11 protein-coding genes and 1 pseudogene are annotated in these 15,259 nt (G+C 60.8%); 4 read left to right on the plus strand and 8 right to left on the minus strand.

The features are described 5' to 3' along the window. The first annotated feature begins 26 nt into the window (after nt 1-26). Together AB4O05_RS00570 and glyA are read left to right on the plus strand one after the other, a co-directional pair. Entirely contained in the window at nt 27-3,878 is a 3,852-nt protein-coding gene (locus tag AB4O05_RS00570; protein WP_460133859.1) for a sensor domain-containing protein, read from the plus strand. A 214-nt stretch (nt 3,879-4,092) separates the two neighbouring features. Next, entirely contained in the window at nt 4,093-5,346 is a 1,254-nt protein-coding gene (gene glyA / locus AB4O05_RS00575) for a serine hydroxymethyltransferase (protein ID WP_017528864.1), read from the plus strand. A gap of 125 nt (nt 5,347-5,471) precedes the next feature. Here the strand turns inward: glyA and yjiA are convergent, their stop codons facing one another. From yjiA to AB4O05_RS00590, 3 genes are all read right to left on the minus strand, one after another. Then, nucleotides 5,472-6,431 carry a GTPase gene (gene yjiA, locus AB4O05_RS00580; protein ID WP_460133856.1) on the minus strand — a complete coding sequence of 320 codons (960 nt, stop codon included), beginning with the start codon at nt 6,429-6,431 and terminating at the stop codon, nt 5,472-5,474. Nucleotides 6,432-6,602: 171 nt separating this feature from the next. After that, a complete protein-coding gene (locus AB4O05_RS00585; RefSeq protein WP_003194308.1) occupies nt 6,603-6,800 on the minus strand; it encodes a YbdD/YjiX family protein in 198 nt (65 codons plus the stop codon). 15 nt (nt 6,801-6,815) lie between these two features. Next, entirely contained in the window at nt 6,816-8,882 is a 2,067-nt protein-coding gene (locus AB4O05_RS00590; protein WP_460133855.1) for a carbon starvation CstA family protein, read from the minus strand. Between the two features lie 174 nt (nt 8,883-9,056). On the opposite strand from AB4O05_RS00590, the gene AB4O05_RS00595 reads away from it, so the two are divergent. Further along, the gene (locus AB4O05_RS00595) at nt 9,057-9,425 is read left to right on the plus strand and encodes a PilZ domain-containing protein (protein ID WP_460133853.1); all 369 of its coding nucleotides are present in this window, start codon (nt 9,057-9,059) and stop codon (nt 9,423-9,425) included. A gap of 4 nt (nt 9,426-9,429) precedes the next feature. Here AB4O05_RS00595 and AB4O05_RS00600 read toward each other — a convergent pair whose 3' ends face one another. The 4 genes and pseudogenes from AB4O05_RS00600 to katB form a co-directional block, all read right to left on the minus strand. After that, nucleotides 9,430-10,158 (minus strand): hypothetical protein, encoded by a 729-nt coding sequence (locus tag AB4O05_RS00600; RefSeq protein ID WP_460133851.1) that lies wholly within the window; start codon nt 10,156-10,158, stop codon nt 9,430-9,432. Between the two features lie 16 nt (nt 10,159-10,174). Beyond that, nucleotides 10,175-11,543, minus strand: a pseudogene (gene radA, locus AB4O05_RS00605) (DNA repair protein RadA). 35 nt (nt 11,544-11,578) lie between these two features. Further along, a complete protein-coding gene (locus AB4O05_RS00610) occupies nt 11,579-12,118 on the minus strand; it encodes an ankyrin repeat domain-containing protein (protein ID WP_460133848.1) in 540 nt (179 codons plus the stop codon). A gap of 59 nt (nt 12,119-12,177) precedes the next feature. Then, nucleotides 12,178-13,719 (minus strand): catalase KatB, encoded by a 1,542-nt coding sequence (gene katB, locus AB4O05_RS00615; RefSeq protein ID WP_460133846.1) that lies wholly within the window; start codon nt 13,717-13,719, stop codon nt 12,178-12,180. A gap of 287 nt (nt 13,720-14,006) precedes the next feature. On the opposite strand from katB, the gene mscL reads away from it, so the two are divergent. Further along, nucleotides 14,007-14,423 carry a large-conductance mechanosensitive channel protein MscL gene (gene mscL, locus AB4O05_RS00620; protein ID WP_460133845.1) on the plus strand — a complete coding sequence of 139 codons (417 nt, stop codon included), beginning with the start codon at nt 14,007-14,009 and terminating at the stop codon, nt 14,421-14,423. A 45-nt stretch (nt 14,424-14,468) separates the two neighbouring features. Here the strand turns inward: mscL and AB4O05_RS00625 are convergent, their stop codons facing one another. After that, nucleotides 14,469-15,245, minus strand: a complete 777-nt coding sequence (locus AB4O05_RS00625) for a ferredoxin--NADP reductase (protein WP_460133843.1) — start codon at nt 15,243-15,245, stop codon at nt 14,469-14,471. Nucleotides 15,246-15,259: the final 14 nt, after the last annotated feature.

Below are 15,259 nucleotides of genomic sequence, written 5' to 3' on the forward strand. Positions count from 1 at the left end.
GTCCAGCCAAACCGCAGGATCACAGTTTGTCCAAAGTCACGTCGCCAACTCCCCTGCGCGCCGCTCATATAGCGCCGGGAGCGCCCCTGCACGGCACCGTCAAAGGCGCATTGGCGACGCTTGTCCTCATGCTGCTTGCGTTATTGTTCTGGCAACTGCTGGACCAACTGCAGCAAAACCAGAAAAACCAGCAGCAATACACCATCGACTACAGCGCCGACCTGGCTGAGCAGATCAGCCTGAACATGGCCCTGAGCGCCAAAATCGCCCTCAACCTGCTGCCGATGGTCGAGCCGCCGCATGACAGCGAACAGCAACAAGCGTTGATACGCACCTTGCAGCGCTCGCTACCGGAGCTGCGCAGCATCGCCCTGCTAGCCCCCAGCGGCGCGATAATCAGCGACAGCGCCCCTGACAGCCAGGACAGCACCTGGCTCGAAGCGTTGGTACAGCGCAGCCACGGCCAGTCCTATTACCTGAGCAACGACAACGACGGGACGATCATTTACCTGCTGCTGCACCAGCCCAGCGGCGGCTCGAGAATGTATTGGGCGTTGCGCCTGGCGCCCAGCTACCTGACCAATCTGACACGCCAGGAGGGCCAGGGCCTGCGCCCCATGTGGGCCATCGAGAACCGCGTGAACCAGCGCGTGGTCAGCCGCGACAGCGGCATGCCGGCGCAATGGGCCAACGCCCTGACCCCGGACGAACTGAATAAAAGTGTGCTGGTCACGCCCCTGAGCAAAAGCGACTGGCAATTGCGCGGGCTGTTCGACCGCTCGGCCGTGCTGGAGCAACTGCTGCCGGCGTTCATCGGCAAATGCCTGTTGGGCCTGGCCTTCTCGATGATCCCGGTGATCGTTCTGCTGAACATGCGCCGCCGTCAGCGCCAGGTGCATGAAGGCCGGCGACGCTACCAGGATATTTTCGAAGGCACCGGCGTCGCCCTGTGCGTGCTGGACCTGTCGGGCCTGAATGCGTTCTTTGACAAGGCGCATGTACGGACCCGCGAGCAACTGCACGCCTGGCTGGGGGGCAACCCGCCGGAATGCCGGCAGTTGCTCAAGGAACTGCGTATCACCGAGATCAACCAGGTCGCGGTGCGCCTGTTGAACGTGGGCTCATGCGAAGAGGCCTGGGAGCGTCTGATCGGTGATTACCCGCGTGATGCCACATCCATCGGTTACCAAGTGCTCGAAGCCGTCCTGACCCAGCAGCCCCAGCTCGAGCTGGAGATCCAGCTCAAGGACGTGGCCGGCACCGAACAATACCTGTGGCTGGTGATGCGCCTGCCGGAGCAGCAGGATGATTTCAAGGCCGTGATCCTCAGCATCAGTGATATCACCAGCCGCAAGTTGATCGAGCTGTCACTGGTGGAGCGCGAGAGTTTCTGGTCCGACGTGATCCGCACAGTACCCGACCACCTGTATGTGCAGGATGCGATCAGCCAGCGCATGATTTTCAGCAACCACCACCTGGGCCAGACCCTCGGTTATACACAGGCCGAACTGCAACAGATGGGCGAGTACTTCTGGGAAATCCTGCTGCACCCCGAAGATGCCGAGCATTACCACGACTTGCGCCAACAGCAGCGCCAGGCCGGCTATACGACGCAGTTGCACTGCCAGCTGCGCTTGCGCCATCGCAGCCATCAATGGCGGCGTTTCGACATTCGCGAGCAGGCCCTGGCCCGGAACAACAGCCTCCAGGTCACGCGCATCATCGGCGTGGCCAAGGACATCACCGATCAGATCGAAGCCAGTGAATCCCTGCGCGACAGCGAGCAGCGCTACCGGATGCTGGCCGAAAGCATCAGCGACGTGATCTGTTCCACCGACAGCCAGTTGGCCCTCAATTACGTCAGCCCGTCGGTCAGCGCAGTGTTGGGCTATGACGTGGATTGGGTGTTCAAGAACGGCTGGCAATCGATCATCGCCAACCCGCAGCAACTGGCCGGTATTTACACCCTGGTGGAACAGGTCAGCCGCGCACTGGGCGACGCCGAGGCGCTGACCAAGCTGCGTGATGAGGTGCAGACCCAGCTGTTCCTGTTCGACTGCCTGCGCGCCGACGGCCGAAAAGTGCCAATCGAGTTGCGCCTGGTGCTGGTGTGGGACGAACACGGCGCCTTCGAAGGCATCCTCGGCGTAGGCCGCGACATCAGCCAGCAGCGCCGCGCCGAGAAAGACCTGCGCATGGCCGCCACGGTATTCGAGCACTCCACGTCGGCGATCCTGATCACCGACCCCGCCGGTTACATCGTGCAGGCCAACGAAGCGTTCAGCCGCGTCAGCGGGTATGCGGTGAGCGATGTGCTCGACCAATTGCCGAACTTGCTCACCGTCGACGAACAACAGGAAGCCCACCTGCGCTATGTACTCAAGCAACTGCACCAGCACAGTACCTGGGAAGGCGAAGTGTGGCTCAGGCGCCGCAACGGCGAGCATTACCCGGCCTGGGTCGGCATCACCGCCGTGTTCGACGACGAAGGCGACCTGGCCAGTTACGTGTGTTTCTTCAGTGACATCAGCGAGCGCAAGGCCAGCGAGCAGCGCATCCACCGCCTGGCCTATTACGACGCCCTGACCCACCTGCCCAACCGCACGCTGTTCCAGGACCGCCTGCACACCGCGTTGCAGTCGGCCGAGCGGCAGAAGTCCTGGGTGGTGCTGATGTTTCTCGACCTCGACCGCTTCAAGCCGATCAACGACTCCCTGGGCCACGCCGCCGGCGACCGCATGCTCAAGGAAATGGCCACCCGCCTGCTCGGTTGCGTGGCCGAAGACGACACCGTGGCGCGCATGGGGGGCGACGAGTTCACCTTGCTCCTGCAGCCCCGGGTCAACCGTGAGATGGCGCTCAACCGCGCGATTCATGTGGCCGAGCAAATCCTCGCCAGCCTGGTAAGGCCCTTCGTGCTCGAAGGCCGCGAATTCTTTGTGACCGCCAGTATCGGCATCGCCCTCAGCCCGCAGGACGGCAACGAGCTGAGCCAGCTGATGAAAAACGCCGACACCGCGATGTATCACGCCAAGGAACGCGGCAAGAACAACTTCCAGTTCTACCAGGCCGACATGAACGCCAGTGCCCTGGAACGCCTGGAGCTGGAAAGCGACCTGCGCCACGCCCTCGACCAGAACGAATTCGTGCTCTATTACCAACCGCAGTTCAGCGGCGACGGCAAACGCCTGACCGGCGCCGAGGCCCTGCTGCGCTGGCGCCATCCGCGGCGCGGGCTGGTGCCGCCGGGGGACTTTATCCCGGTGCTGGAAGAATTGGGCCTAGTGGTGGATGTCGGCGACTGGGTGCTCAGCGAAGCCTGCCGCCAGCTCAAGACCTGGCACCAGAACAAGGTGCGGGTACCGAAAGTCTCGGTGAACATCTCCGCGCGGCAGTTCTCCGACGGCCAACTGGGCACGCGTATCGCCACCATCCTCAAGGACACCGGCCTGCCGCCGGCGTGCCTGGAGCTGGAACTGACCGAAAGTATCCTGATGCGCGAAGTCAACGAAGCCATGCACATCCTCGACAGCCTGAAAAACCTGGGCTTGAGTATTGCGGTGGACGACTTCGGCACGGGTTACTCGTCGCTCAACTACCTCAAGCAGTTCCCGATCGACGTGCTGAAAATCGACCGCACCTTCGTCGACGGCCTGCCCTCCGGCGAGCAGGATGCGCAGATCGCCCGCGCCATTATCGCCATGGCCCACAGCCTGAACCTGGCGGTCATCGCCGAAGGCGTGGAAACCCATGAGCAATTGGACTTTCTGCGAGAGCACGGTTGCGATGAGGTGCAGGGCTACCTGTTCGGGCGGCCGATGCCGGCGAACCGGTTCGAGGCGCAGTTCAGCAATGATGCCCTCTTCATGTTCGATTGATTGGAGCTGTTGGCCCCAATCAATCGAACATGAAGAGGGCAGCGGCAAGCTTCAAGCTATAAGCGGCAAGAAGAAACGAACTGCTTTTACTCGTAGCTTGTGGCTTGCAACTTGAAGCTGGCGCTTCATCGCCATGATTATGTTTCATATCCCTTCTGACAAGCGCCTGGGTTAGAATGCCCTCCTTTTCTGCCCCCGATCCTTGAGGACCGCCATGTTCAGCCGTGATTTGACCATTGCCAAGTACGACGCCGATCTCTTCGCCGCCATGGAGCAAGAAGCCGTGCGCCAGGAAGAGCACATCGAGCTGATCGCTTCGGAAAACTACACCAGCCCCGCGGTGATGGAGGCTCAAGGTTCGGTGTTGACCAACAAGTACGCCGAAGGCTACCCAGGCAAGCGCTACTACGGCGGTTGCGAGTACGTCGACGTGGTTGAGCAGCTTGCTATTGATCGAGCCAAAGAGCTGTTCGGCGCCGATTACGCCAACGTCCAGCCGCACGCCGGCTCCCAAGCCAACAGCGCCGTGTACCTGGCCCTGCTGCAAGGCGGCGACACCATCCTGGGCATGAGCCTGGCCCACGGCGGTCACCTGACCCACGGCGCCAGCGTCTCCTCCTCCGGCAAGCTGTACAACGCCGTGCAATACGGTATCGATGCCAACGGCCTGATCGACTACGACGAAGTCGAGCGCCTGGCGGTCGAGCACAAGCCGAAAATGATCGTGGCCGGTTTCTCTGCCTACTCGCAGATCCTGGACTTCCCACGCTTCCGCGCAATTGCCGACAAGGTGGGCGCGTACCTGTTCGTCGACATGGCCCACGTAGCCGGCCTGGTCGCCGCTGGCGTCTACCCGAACCCGGTTCCCTTCGCCGACGTGGTCACCACCACCACCCACAAGACCCTGCGCGGTCCACGTGGCGGCCTGATCCTGGCTCGCGCCAACGCCGAGATCGAGAAGAAGCTGAACTCCGCGGTATTCCCAGGCGCCCAGGGTGGCCCGCTGGAGCACGTGATCGCCGCTAAAGCGATCTGCTTCAAGGAAGCCTTGCAGCCTGAGTTCAAGACCTACCAGCAACAAGTGGTGAAGAATGCCAAGGCCATGGCCGGCGTGTTCATCGAACGCGGCTTTGACGTGGTATCCGGCGGTACTGAAAACCACCTGTTCCTGCTGTCGCTGATCAAGCAGGACATTTCCGGTAAAGATGCGGACGCTGCCCTGGGCAAAGCCTTCATCACCGTGAACAAAAACTCCGTACCGAACGACCCACGTTCGCCGTTCGTCACCTCGGGCCTGCGCTTCGGCACCCCGGCGGTGACCACCCGTGGCTTCAAGGAAGCAGAGTGCAAGGAACTGGCCGGCTGGATCTGCGACATCCTGGCTGACCTGAACAACGAAGCCGTGATCGACGCAGTCCGTGAGAAGGTCAAGGCCATCTGCAAGAAGCTGCCGGTATACGGCGCCTGATTGCAGCCCACCTGCAGGAGCGAGCTTGCTCGCGAATAACTCACAGGCAACGCGTACATCCAGGATGTACGCGTTATCGTTGACGTTTTCTCGCGAGCAAGCTCGCTCCTACACAGGTGGTTTTTTTACGCCTGGTAAACCCGCTCGAAGCCGTCGCGAATTTTCTGTTCCGGCAACTCATCGGCAATAAACACGATCACACTCTCCCGCAGTTCCCCCTCGGCCCATTCGGTATCCCAGTCGAAGCCGTAGAGTTTCAGCACGCCCTGGAACACCATGCGTCGGTCCTCCCCGGCAATATTCAGCACACCCTTGTAACGCAGCAGTTGCTTGCCGTGATCTTCGAGCAGTTCGTTCATGAACTCGCTGAGACGATCGATATCCAGCGGCTGCTCGGTGCGCAGCACCAGGCTGGAAATGCGGTCGACGGACGGCGCGGCGCTGACCGGGCGCAGGCTCATGCCGGCATTGAGGTTGAAGCCGCGCACATCGAGCAGTTCGGCCAGGTCGATGTCGCCGTGGTCGACCACACGAATCGGCGCGCGGCGGTTGATACGGGTGAGGCGCTCGCTGAGGGCCTCGAACGTCGCGTCGTCCACCAGGTCACGCTTGCTTACCAGCAGGCGGTCGGCGAAGCCGATCTGCGCCTGGGCGATGGTCTGGGTCAGATGATGCTCGGCGTGGGCCGCGTCCACCAGGGTGATGATGCCGTCGAGGATGTAGCGCTCGCGCAGTTCTTCATCGATAAAAAACGTCTGGGCCACCGGCGCCGGGTCGGCGAGGCCGGTGCACTCGATCACCAGGCGGTCGAAGGCGATCTCGCCACTGTCCAGGCGCTCCAGCAGCAGGTAAAGGGCCTTGGTCAGGTCGGTGTGGATGGTGCAGCACACGCAGCCGTTGGACAGGGTCATGACTTGCACGGGCTCGGCGCCCAACAGCTGGGTGTCGATACCGGCGTCGCTGAATTCGTTTTCGATCACGGCGATTTTCAAGCCGTGCTCGGCCTTGAGCAGATGGCGCAGCAACGTGGTCTTGCCGGCGCCGAGAAAGCCACTGAGGACGGTGACGGGAATGGGAGAGGACAAAGACAGTTCTCCTGAAAAATGGGGAGGCAAAAACAACTGTAGGAGCGAGCTTGCTCGCGAAGAACGTCAACGATAACCCGTGCTATCTGGATGCACGTGGTGTCCTTGCGTTTTTCGCGAGCAAGAACTAGGCGTCCCCCTCGCTCCTACAGGTAAAGCGGTTTTACCAACTTAACAGCACTTGGGCCCACCCTTGCCGCCGTAACGGGCTTCCTGGCGTTCCCGGAAGAACGCCTTGTAGTCCATCACCGGCTTGTCCGGGTGTTTGGTTTGCATATGCTCGACGTAGGTGTCGTAGTCGGGCATGCCGACCATCAGGCGCGCGGCCTGACCGAGGTATTTACCGAGGCGACTGATGTCATTGAACATGGCTGCAATCCTCGATCACGCGTCCGGTACAGCCTGGAACGGAGCTTCTTTATCCGTACGTTCCTTGTTGCCCCAGGCGGCGACGCCAACCTTGAGCGCATAGAACAGGATGCTGAATACCACGAACAGGAACAGCGCCGTCAGCGTTGCGTTGGTGTAGGCGTTCCAGATCACATGCTGCATCTGGTCGATGCTTTTGGCCGGGGCGAGGATCTGGCCATTGGCCAGGGCATCGCTGTACTTCTTGGCCAGCGACAGGAAGCCGATCGCCGGGTTGGCGTCGAACAGCTTGATGAAGCCTGCCGTGGTGGTGCAGATCAGCAGCCATACCGCCGGCAGCATGGTCACCCAGATGTAGCGCTGGCGTTTCATTTTGATCAGCACGACGGTGGCCAGCATCAGCGCGATACCCGCCAGCATCTGGTTGGAGATACCGAACAGCGGCCACAAGGTGTTGATGCCGCCCAGTGGGTCGATCACGCCCTGGTACAGCAGGTAACCCCACATGGCCACGCAACCGGCCGTGGCGATCAGGTTGGCGGTCCACGACTCGGTGCGCTTGAGCGCCGGCACGAAGGAGCCCAACAGGTCCTGCAGCATGAAGCGACCGGCGCGGGTACCGGCGTCGACGGCGGTCAGGATGAACAACGCTTCGAACAGGATCGCAAAGTGATACCAGAATGCCATGGTGTTTTCACCCGGCAGCACACTGTGCAGGATCTGCGCGATACCGACCGCCAGGGTCGGCGCACCGCCGGCACGGGCCAGGATAGTGCTTTCGCCGATGTCATGGGCCACGGCTGACAACGCCTCAGGCGTAATCGCAAAGCCCCAGCTGCTGACGGTCTGCGCCACGGTGGCCACGTCACTGCCGACAATCGCGGCCGGACTGTTCATGGCGAAGTACACGCCTGGCTCGATCACCGACGCGGCAACCATCGCCATGATGGCTACGAACGACTCCATCAGCATGCCACCGTAACCGATGTAACGGGCGTGGCTTTCACTGGCCAGCAACTTGGGCGTGGTGCCCGAGGAGATCAGCGCGTGGAAGCCCGAAACCGCGCCACAGGCGATGGTGATGAACAGGAACGGGAACAGGCCGCCCTTCCAAACCGGGCCGGTGCCGTCGATGAACTGGGTCAGCGCCGGCATTTTCAGGTCTGGCATGGTGACCAGGATGCCGATTGCCAGGGCGATGATGGTACCGATCTTGAGGAAAGTAGACAGGTAGTCACGCGGTGCGAGGATCAGCCATACCGGCAGCACGGCAGCAACGAAGCCATAGCCGATCAGCATCCAGGTGATCTGGATCCCGGTGAAGGAGAAAGCCTTGGCCCAGACCGGGTCAGCGGCAATCTGCCCGCCCAGCCAGATCGAACCGAGCAGCAACAGCACGCCGATGACCGAAATTTCACCAATGCGGCCCGGGCGGATGTAGCGCATGTAGATGCCCATGAACATCGCGATCGGGATGGTCGCCATCACCGTGAAAATGCCCCATGGGCTCTCGGCCAGGGCTTTGACCACGATCAGCGCCAGCACCGCAAGGATGATGATCATGATCAGGAAGCAGCCAAACAGCGCGATGGTCCCCGGGATGCGGCCCATCTCTTCACGCACCATATCCCCCAGGGAACGGCCGTTACGACGAGTGGACAGGAACAGGATCATGAAGTCCTGCACCGCACCGGCCAGCACCACCCCGGCTATCAGCCACAGGGTGCCCGGCAGGTAACCCATTTGCGCCGCCAGTACCGGGCCGACCAACGGGCCTGCACCGGCAATCGCCGCAAAGTGGTGACCGAAAAGGATGTGTTTGTTGGTCGGCACATAGTCCAGACCATCGTTATTGAGCACTGCGGGGGTAGCCCGCCGTGGATCCAGTTGCATCACATTGTTAGCGATGAACAGACTGTAGTAGCGATAAGCGACCAGATAAATGGCCACTGCCGCGACCACAATCCACAAGGCGTTGATCGCCTCGCCGCGGCGCAAGGCCACTACGCCCAGGGCGCACGCGCCTACAATTGCCAGCACCAGCCAGGGTAGGTGGCGTAGCAGGCTATTATTATTTTTCATTTTTATATTCCAGCCAGGGTGGACAGAAAGGACAGCCACCCGGAGTTTAGCGCCCCTGGCCTTAAAGGCCACCCCCCTACGTTGGTCTAGAGCCTTGCAATGGCAAAAAAAGCCGAAATAAATGCTCACTAGTGGCGCAGGGCTACACTGTTTCTATCCACTGAGGGTTTCACCATGACCGATCAACCGTCAGACCGCCGCTGTTTCCACCGGATCACTATTGATGCCAAGACCGAACTTCGACAAAACGGCAATGAATGGATGGTGGAATTGGTGGACTTGTCGCTAAAGGGCTTGGCGATAAAACGGCCCGAGCCGTGGAAGGGCAATAAGGCACTGCCGTTCGAAGTCAACATTCGCCTGGACCCGAAGGCGCATATAAAGATGCAAATAAAGCTGACCCACGACGACCACGGCCAACTAGGCTTTGTGTGCAAAGAACTCGACCTGGACTCGATCAGCCACTTGCGGCGGCTGATCGAGTTGAACCTCGGCGATCAGCAAGAACTTGAGCGGGAATTCGGCGCGTTGCTGCAAGGGTGATGGCTCAGGGAAACGCCGCACGCGCGGGAAATTCGCTTTCCATGTCCCAATAGCCTTTTTTCTGAATCGACGCGCCTTGCCACAGCCCATCGACAAAACGATAAGTCTGGTAGCGGGTGGTGAAGTCATCCTCGCTATCGCCCTCCATGAACGACGATACCTGCAACAGTTCATCCACCCCACCGGCAGTCGGCGTCGCCACCTTCCAGTCAGCCTTGCCTGTGTGGGCCAGGGTCAGGGGCTGGACCTTGCCGTCAGCGCTCCTGTAGCTCATAGGCTTGAGTTGCTGTTTGGCCGGCTGCAACAGCTGAGTGGCCGGGCCACTGTAGGTGCCCATCGGCGCGGTCTCATCGATCGTCAAAAAATACGCAGGTTCAGGCAACCCCTTGAGCGTCGCCTTCTTGATCTGGGCCAACGGATAGCCAAGGTCCTCGTGCGCGATCTCATCACCGGCGGCCGACACCAGGCGCAGCCGGGCTTCAAGCAGCGGGTGGTCCGCCAGATCGCCGGGCTCGTCGAACGCGTCCTCAAGCTGCCCGTTGCCCCAATTGTCCTTATGCATCTGGGCGCTGATACGCTGGTCTTCCAGCACCTGCAACTCACTGCCCTCTGCGGTCACCCGTTTTTGCGCTAGGCGATAACCGGCGGGCAGGTCAGCAGCCCACGCCATGGCGGGCGATCCGGCCAAGGCGATAACCACGGCAGCGATTGCGCGGTAATTCGATCGTTGCATTGCGTCCCTTCCTGATTTATTCGAAAAGTGCATCGAGCGCCTGTTCCAGCCGCGTCACTGCAATCACCTGCAACCCCGCCGGCGCTTCTTTCGGTGCGTTGCCCTTGGGCACGATCGCGCGCTTGAAGCCGTGCTTGGCCGCTTCCTTCAAGCGCTCCTGGCCGCTGGGCACCGGGCGCACTTCGCCGGACAGGCCGACCTCGCCAAACACCAGCAGGTCGTGGGGCAATGGCCGGTTGCGCAGGCTGGACATCACCGCCGCCATCAAGGCCAGGTCGGAGGCGGTCTCCAGCACCTTGACCCCGCCCACAACGTTGAGGAACACGTCCTGGTCGTGGGTGGGAATCCCCCCCGTGACGATGCAATACCGCCAGCAGCATCGCCAGGCGGTTCTGGTCCAGGCCCAGGGTCACCCGGCGCGGGTTGGCAAGATGGCTGTCATCGACCAGTGCCTGCACTTCCACCAGCATCGGCCGGGTGCCTTCCCACGTCGCCATCACCACGCTGCCTGGAACTTCTTCCTGGGCGCGGGTCAGGAAAATCGCGGAGGGGTTGGAGACTTCCTTCAGCCCCCGGTCGGTCATGGCAAACACACCCAATTCGTTCACGGCGCCAAAACGGTTCTTCACCGCCCGCAACAACCGCAGGCGGCCGTCGGATTCGCCTTCGAAATACAGCACGGTGTCGACCATATGCTCCAACACCCGTGGCCCGGCCAGCGCGCCCTCTTTGGTCACGTGGCCGACCAGGAAGATCGCCGTGCCGCTCTGCTTGGCGTAACGCACCAATAGCGCCGCGCTCTCGCGCACCTGGGACACACCGCCCGGCGCCGATTGCAGTTGCTCGGTGAAAATCGTCTGGATCGAGTCGATCACCATGACCTTGGGCTTTTCGAGACGGGCCGTGGCGATGATGCTTTCGATGCAGGTTTCAGTCATGACCCGCAACTGGTCCTGGGGCAAGCCCAGGCGGCGGGCACGCATGGCCACTTGTTGCTGGGATTCTTCACCCGTGACATACAGCGCCGGCATGCGGCTGGCGATGCTGCACAGGGTTTGCAGGAGGATGGTCGATTTACCTATGCCAGGGTCACCCCCGATCAGCACCACCGAGCCGTCGACCAGGCCGCCGCCGAGCACACGGTCCAGTTCACCGGACGCCGTGGAAAAGCGCGGGATCTCTTCGACGCTGACTTCGGCCAGGGTCTTGATCTGTGCCTGTTGCCCGGTCCAGCCGGCGCGCCCGGCAGGGGCCGCGGCACCGCCGCTCTCGATCATGGTCTCGGTCAGCGTGTTCCACGCCCCGCACTCACCGCACTGGCCGGCCCACTTGGGAAAGGTCGCGCCGCACTCGGTGCAGCCGTACATGCGCTTGGCCTTGGCCATTTGAGAACCTCCAACCGAAAAACCGCGATGATAGCTCAGCGCGGTGCCGGGGTCCGGATTTCACCGCTGGCCAATCGTGAAGCACTGTTGCCGATCGGGTCCTCGGCATTGAGGTCGGCGCCCTTGGCCTTCAGTTCATCCAACAACTCCAGGCGCTTGAACAACCCGGCGTACATGGCCGCCGTCTGCCCGGCGCCATTGCGCTGGTCGGGGTTGCAGTCGGTGGCCAACAGGCGCTGGGCGATTTTCAGCTCGCCCTTGAAGATCGCGCCCATCAGCGCGGTATTGCCGCGTTTGTCCTGCACACAGGCGTCGGCACCGGCACTGAGCAGACGCTCAACGAACGGTCCCTGGCCGTGGTAGGCCGCCAGGATCAGCGCGGTGTAGCCCTTAGCGTCCTGGGTGTTGAGGCTGTAGCCGGACTCAATGAAGGTATTGAGCATGTCGAGGTCGCCACGGCGCGCGGCGTCGAAGTAATAGTCCTGAAGCTGGGCCTTGAGCGCAGCCGGGTCGGGGGACTCGGCATGGGCGACAAACGCCAGCATCGCCATCAGCCAACCAATATAAATACGCATGGGGGTTCTCCTGCCAAAGATCGACGCCCCATCAGGGCGTCGACCGGAACCAACGTCAGTCAGTCAGTCAGCTTTTCAGCCAGCACCTTCACACGCGCCAGGTCACCCTTGGCGACCTTGGCCACGCCGGTGCCGTACTCCGGGTCCGCCTTGTAGAGGAACGACAGGATGATGTGCTTGCTCTCGTCATCGGTGGTGGCCAGCGAGCCGCCGAAGTTCTCGATCAAGTCCTGACGTTCTTTCTTGCTGTAGGAGCGGTACAGGTCGCCGGCCTGCTTGAAGTTCTGCTCTCGCTGGATCTTCGCCTGCTGAGTGCTGCCCGATAGCGGCGACTGGCTGTAGCGCGCGGTTTGCGGCTCGTCCCGTGGCATCAGGCGGCTTGGCTGGTAATTCACACCGGTGGTGGTTTTACCGAGATTCATCGCGCCGTCCTGGTTGCCGTTGTTGACGGTAACCCGCGGGGCGTTGATCGGCAGTTGCAACGCATTGGCGCCCAGGCGATACATCTGGGTATCGGCATACGAGAAGACACGACCTTGCAGCAGGCGGTCTTCCGAAGGTTCGATGCCTGGCACCAGGTTGGCCGGAGCCATGGCCACCTGTTCAGTCTCCTGGAACACATTCGCCGGGTTGCGGTTCAGCACCATCTGCCCAACTTTGCGCTCGGGTACATTCGGCCAGATCTTGGTGGCGTCCAATGGGTCGAAGTCGAACTTGGCCAGGTCTTCAGGCTTTAGCACCTGCACATACAGGTCCCATTTAGGAAAGTCACCCTTGTTGATATGGGTGACCAAGTCGTTAGTCATATGGCTGTAATCACGCCCCTGCACTTCGACAACCTGTTTTGGATCCAAGTTTTTGATGCCTTGCAGGCTCTTCCAATGAAACTTGACGTAATGCACTTCACCCTTGGCGTTAATCAACTTGTAGGCATGTACACCGTTACCGTCCATTTCCCGATAACTGGCGGGCGTGCCGGAGTCCGAATACAACTCGGTGAGTGTGCGGGTGGACTCCGGAACATGGGAGAAGAAGTCAAATCGACGTGAGTCGTCATCCAGGTTAGTGCGCGGGTCCGGCTTGAAGGCATGGACCATGTCCGGGAACTTGATAGCGTCGCGAATAAAGAACGTCGGGAAGTTATTGCCGACCAGATCCCAGTTTCCGTCAGCGGTATAGAACTTGGTGGCGAAGCCGCGTGGGTCACGCAGAGTTTCCGGAGAATGGTTGCCGTGAACCACAGCCGAGAAACGCACGAATACTGGCGTGACTTCACCGGCGGCGAATACCTTGGCTTTGGTCAGGTCATTGAGGTTGTCGGTGACGGTGAACGTGCCATGGGCGCCAGTGCCACGAGCATGCACCACGCGCTCCGGGATGCGTTCGCGGTCGAAGCGCTGCAGTTTCTGAATCAACTGCACGTCTTGCAGCAGCACAGGGCCGGTGGCGCCGGCGGTTTGCGAGTTCTGGTTGTCGCCGACAGCGGCACCGTTATCGCGGGTCAGGTTGGCGGCCTGCACCGACAGGGAAAGCAGGCTGGCGGTCGCCAGTATCAGCGCGTGTCGCGCCAATAGTGGCCCACGGCTCATTGGAGTGTTCATCGGGGGTTTCCTCTGTTTTTTTTGCGCACATTCAGTTGTGCTTGCCAGAGGCTAGTGACCCACGGGTCAGAAGATAAATAGAAAAACCCCACCGGGGCGATTGAGAAAATAATGTGGTAAGCCACTGAAATGGCGCGTATTTCGCGCGCGACTGGTGGCATTTTGCAAACTATTTGCGATTTAATGTGTCGATAAAAACGAACAGTGTTAACGGTTGTGTCCGGCAAGCCCGCTATGACTGACTTACACTGAGTTCCACCCTTCTCATCTGTAACAAGGAATAACCTATGGGCGTGATCAGTGAGTTCAAGGCCTTCGCGGTCAAAGGTAATGTGGTCGACATGGCCGTCGGTATTATCATCGGCGCAGCCTTCGGAAAAATTGTTTCTTCGTTTGTAGGTGACGTGGTGATGCCGCCCCTCGGTCTGTTGATCGGTGGTGTGGATTTCGGCGATCTGGCGGTGACGCTCAAAGCCGCACAGGGCGACGCCCCGGCAGTGGTACTTGCTTACGGTAAGTTCATCCAGAGCGTGGTCGACTTCTTGATCGTCGCGTTTGCGATCTTCATGGGGGTGAAGGTGATCAACCGCCTCAAACGTGAAGAAGCCAAGGCGCCAAGCGTGCCGCCGGTTCCGACGAAGGAAGAAGTATTACTGGGCGAGATCCGCGATCTGCTCAAGGCACAGAACGACAAGCCGCTCTAAGCCGAACCCGGCTTGTAAGAAAGGCGCCTTCAGGGCGCCTTTCGTTTACCAGTAGTTTTCCACCGCGACCTGCCCTGGGCGACGGCTCAGGCTCAGTTGCAGGTCACGTTGCTTGAGCAACTGGCGAGTGTCGTCGACCATCTGTGGGTTGCCGCAAATCAGCACGCGCGAATGCTCCGGGCTCAACGCCACGCCGGCCGCGCGTTCCAATTCGCCGTTTTCGATCAGCGTGGTAATGCGCCCATTCAATGCGCCCAGATGTTTCTCACGGGTAACGATGGGAATGTAGGTGAGCTTGTGCACATGTTCAGCCAGGTACTCGCGCTCCCCCAGCTCGTGGATCAGCGCCTGATAGGCCAGTTCCTTGGCTTCCCGGGCGCTGTACACCAGAATGATGCGCTCGAATTTCTCCCAGACTTCGAAGTTCTGCAGGATCGAAAGGAACGGCGCCACGCCCGTGCCGGTACCCAGCAGCCACAAGTCACGGCCGTCCACAAAACGATTCAGGGTCAAAAACCCGGTAGCCTGGCGCTCGACCATCAAGGTATCGCCCACCCGCAGGCGGCTCAGTTCGCTGGTGAACTCGCCACCGGGGACGACAATCGAGAAGAAATCCAAGTACTCGTCAAACGGCGACGACACCACGGAATAAGCGCGCCACACCGTGCTGCCATCGGGCTTGGTAATACCCAGGCGCACGAACTGGCCGGCGGTAAACCGGAAGCCCGGGTCGCGGGTGGTACGCAGGGTGAAAAGGCTGGGGGTCAGCGATTGCACATCGAGCAATGTCTGCCGGGTGAATTTTTCAGCACTGGCCGTCATGGGGAACTCCGTTT

It is taken from the genome of Pseudomonas sp. S1_G07, assembly GCF_054668565.1.

Bases quoted from the DNA above. Each gene is read 5' to 3' on its own strand.
- glyA (WP_017528864.1), top strand. From the start codon at position 4,093: ATGTTCAGCCGTGATTTGACCATTGCCAAGTACGACGCCGATCTCTTC.
- AB4O05_RS00585 (WP_003194308.1), bottom strand. From the start codon at position 6,800: ATGTTCAATGACATCAGTCGCCTCGGTAAATACCTCGGTCAGGCCGCG.
- AB4O05_RS00590 (WP_460133855.1), bottom strand. From the start codon at position 8,882: ATGAAAAATAATAATAGCCTGCTACGCCACCTACCCTGGCTGGTGCTG.
- AB4O05_RS00595 (WP_460133853.1), top strand. From the start codon at position 9,057: ATGACCGATCAACCGTCAGACCGCCGCTGTTTCCACCGGATCACTATT.
- AB4O05_RS00600 (WP_460133851.1), bottom strand. From the start codon at position 10,158: ATGCAACGATCGAATTACCGCGCAATCGCTGCCGTGGTTATCGCCTTG.
- AB4O05_RS00610 (WP_460133848.1), bottom strand. From the start codon at position 12,118: ATGCGTATTTATATTGGTTGGCTGATGGCGATGCTGGCGTTTGTCGCC.
- katB (WP_460133846.1), bottom strand. From the start codon at position 13,719: ATGAACACTCCAATGAGCCGTGGGCCACTATTGGCGCGACACGCGCTG.
- mscL (WP_460133845.1), top strand. From the start codon at position 14,007: ATGGGCGTGATCAGTGAGTTCAAGGCCTTCGCGGTCAAAGGTAATGTG.
- AB4O05_RS00625 (WP_460133843.1), bottom strand. From the start codon at position 15,245: ATGACGGCCAGTGCTGAAAAATTCACCCGGCAGACATTGCTCGATGTG.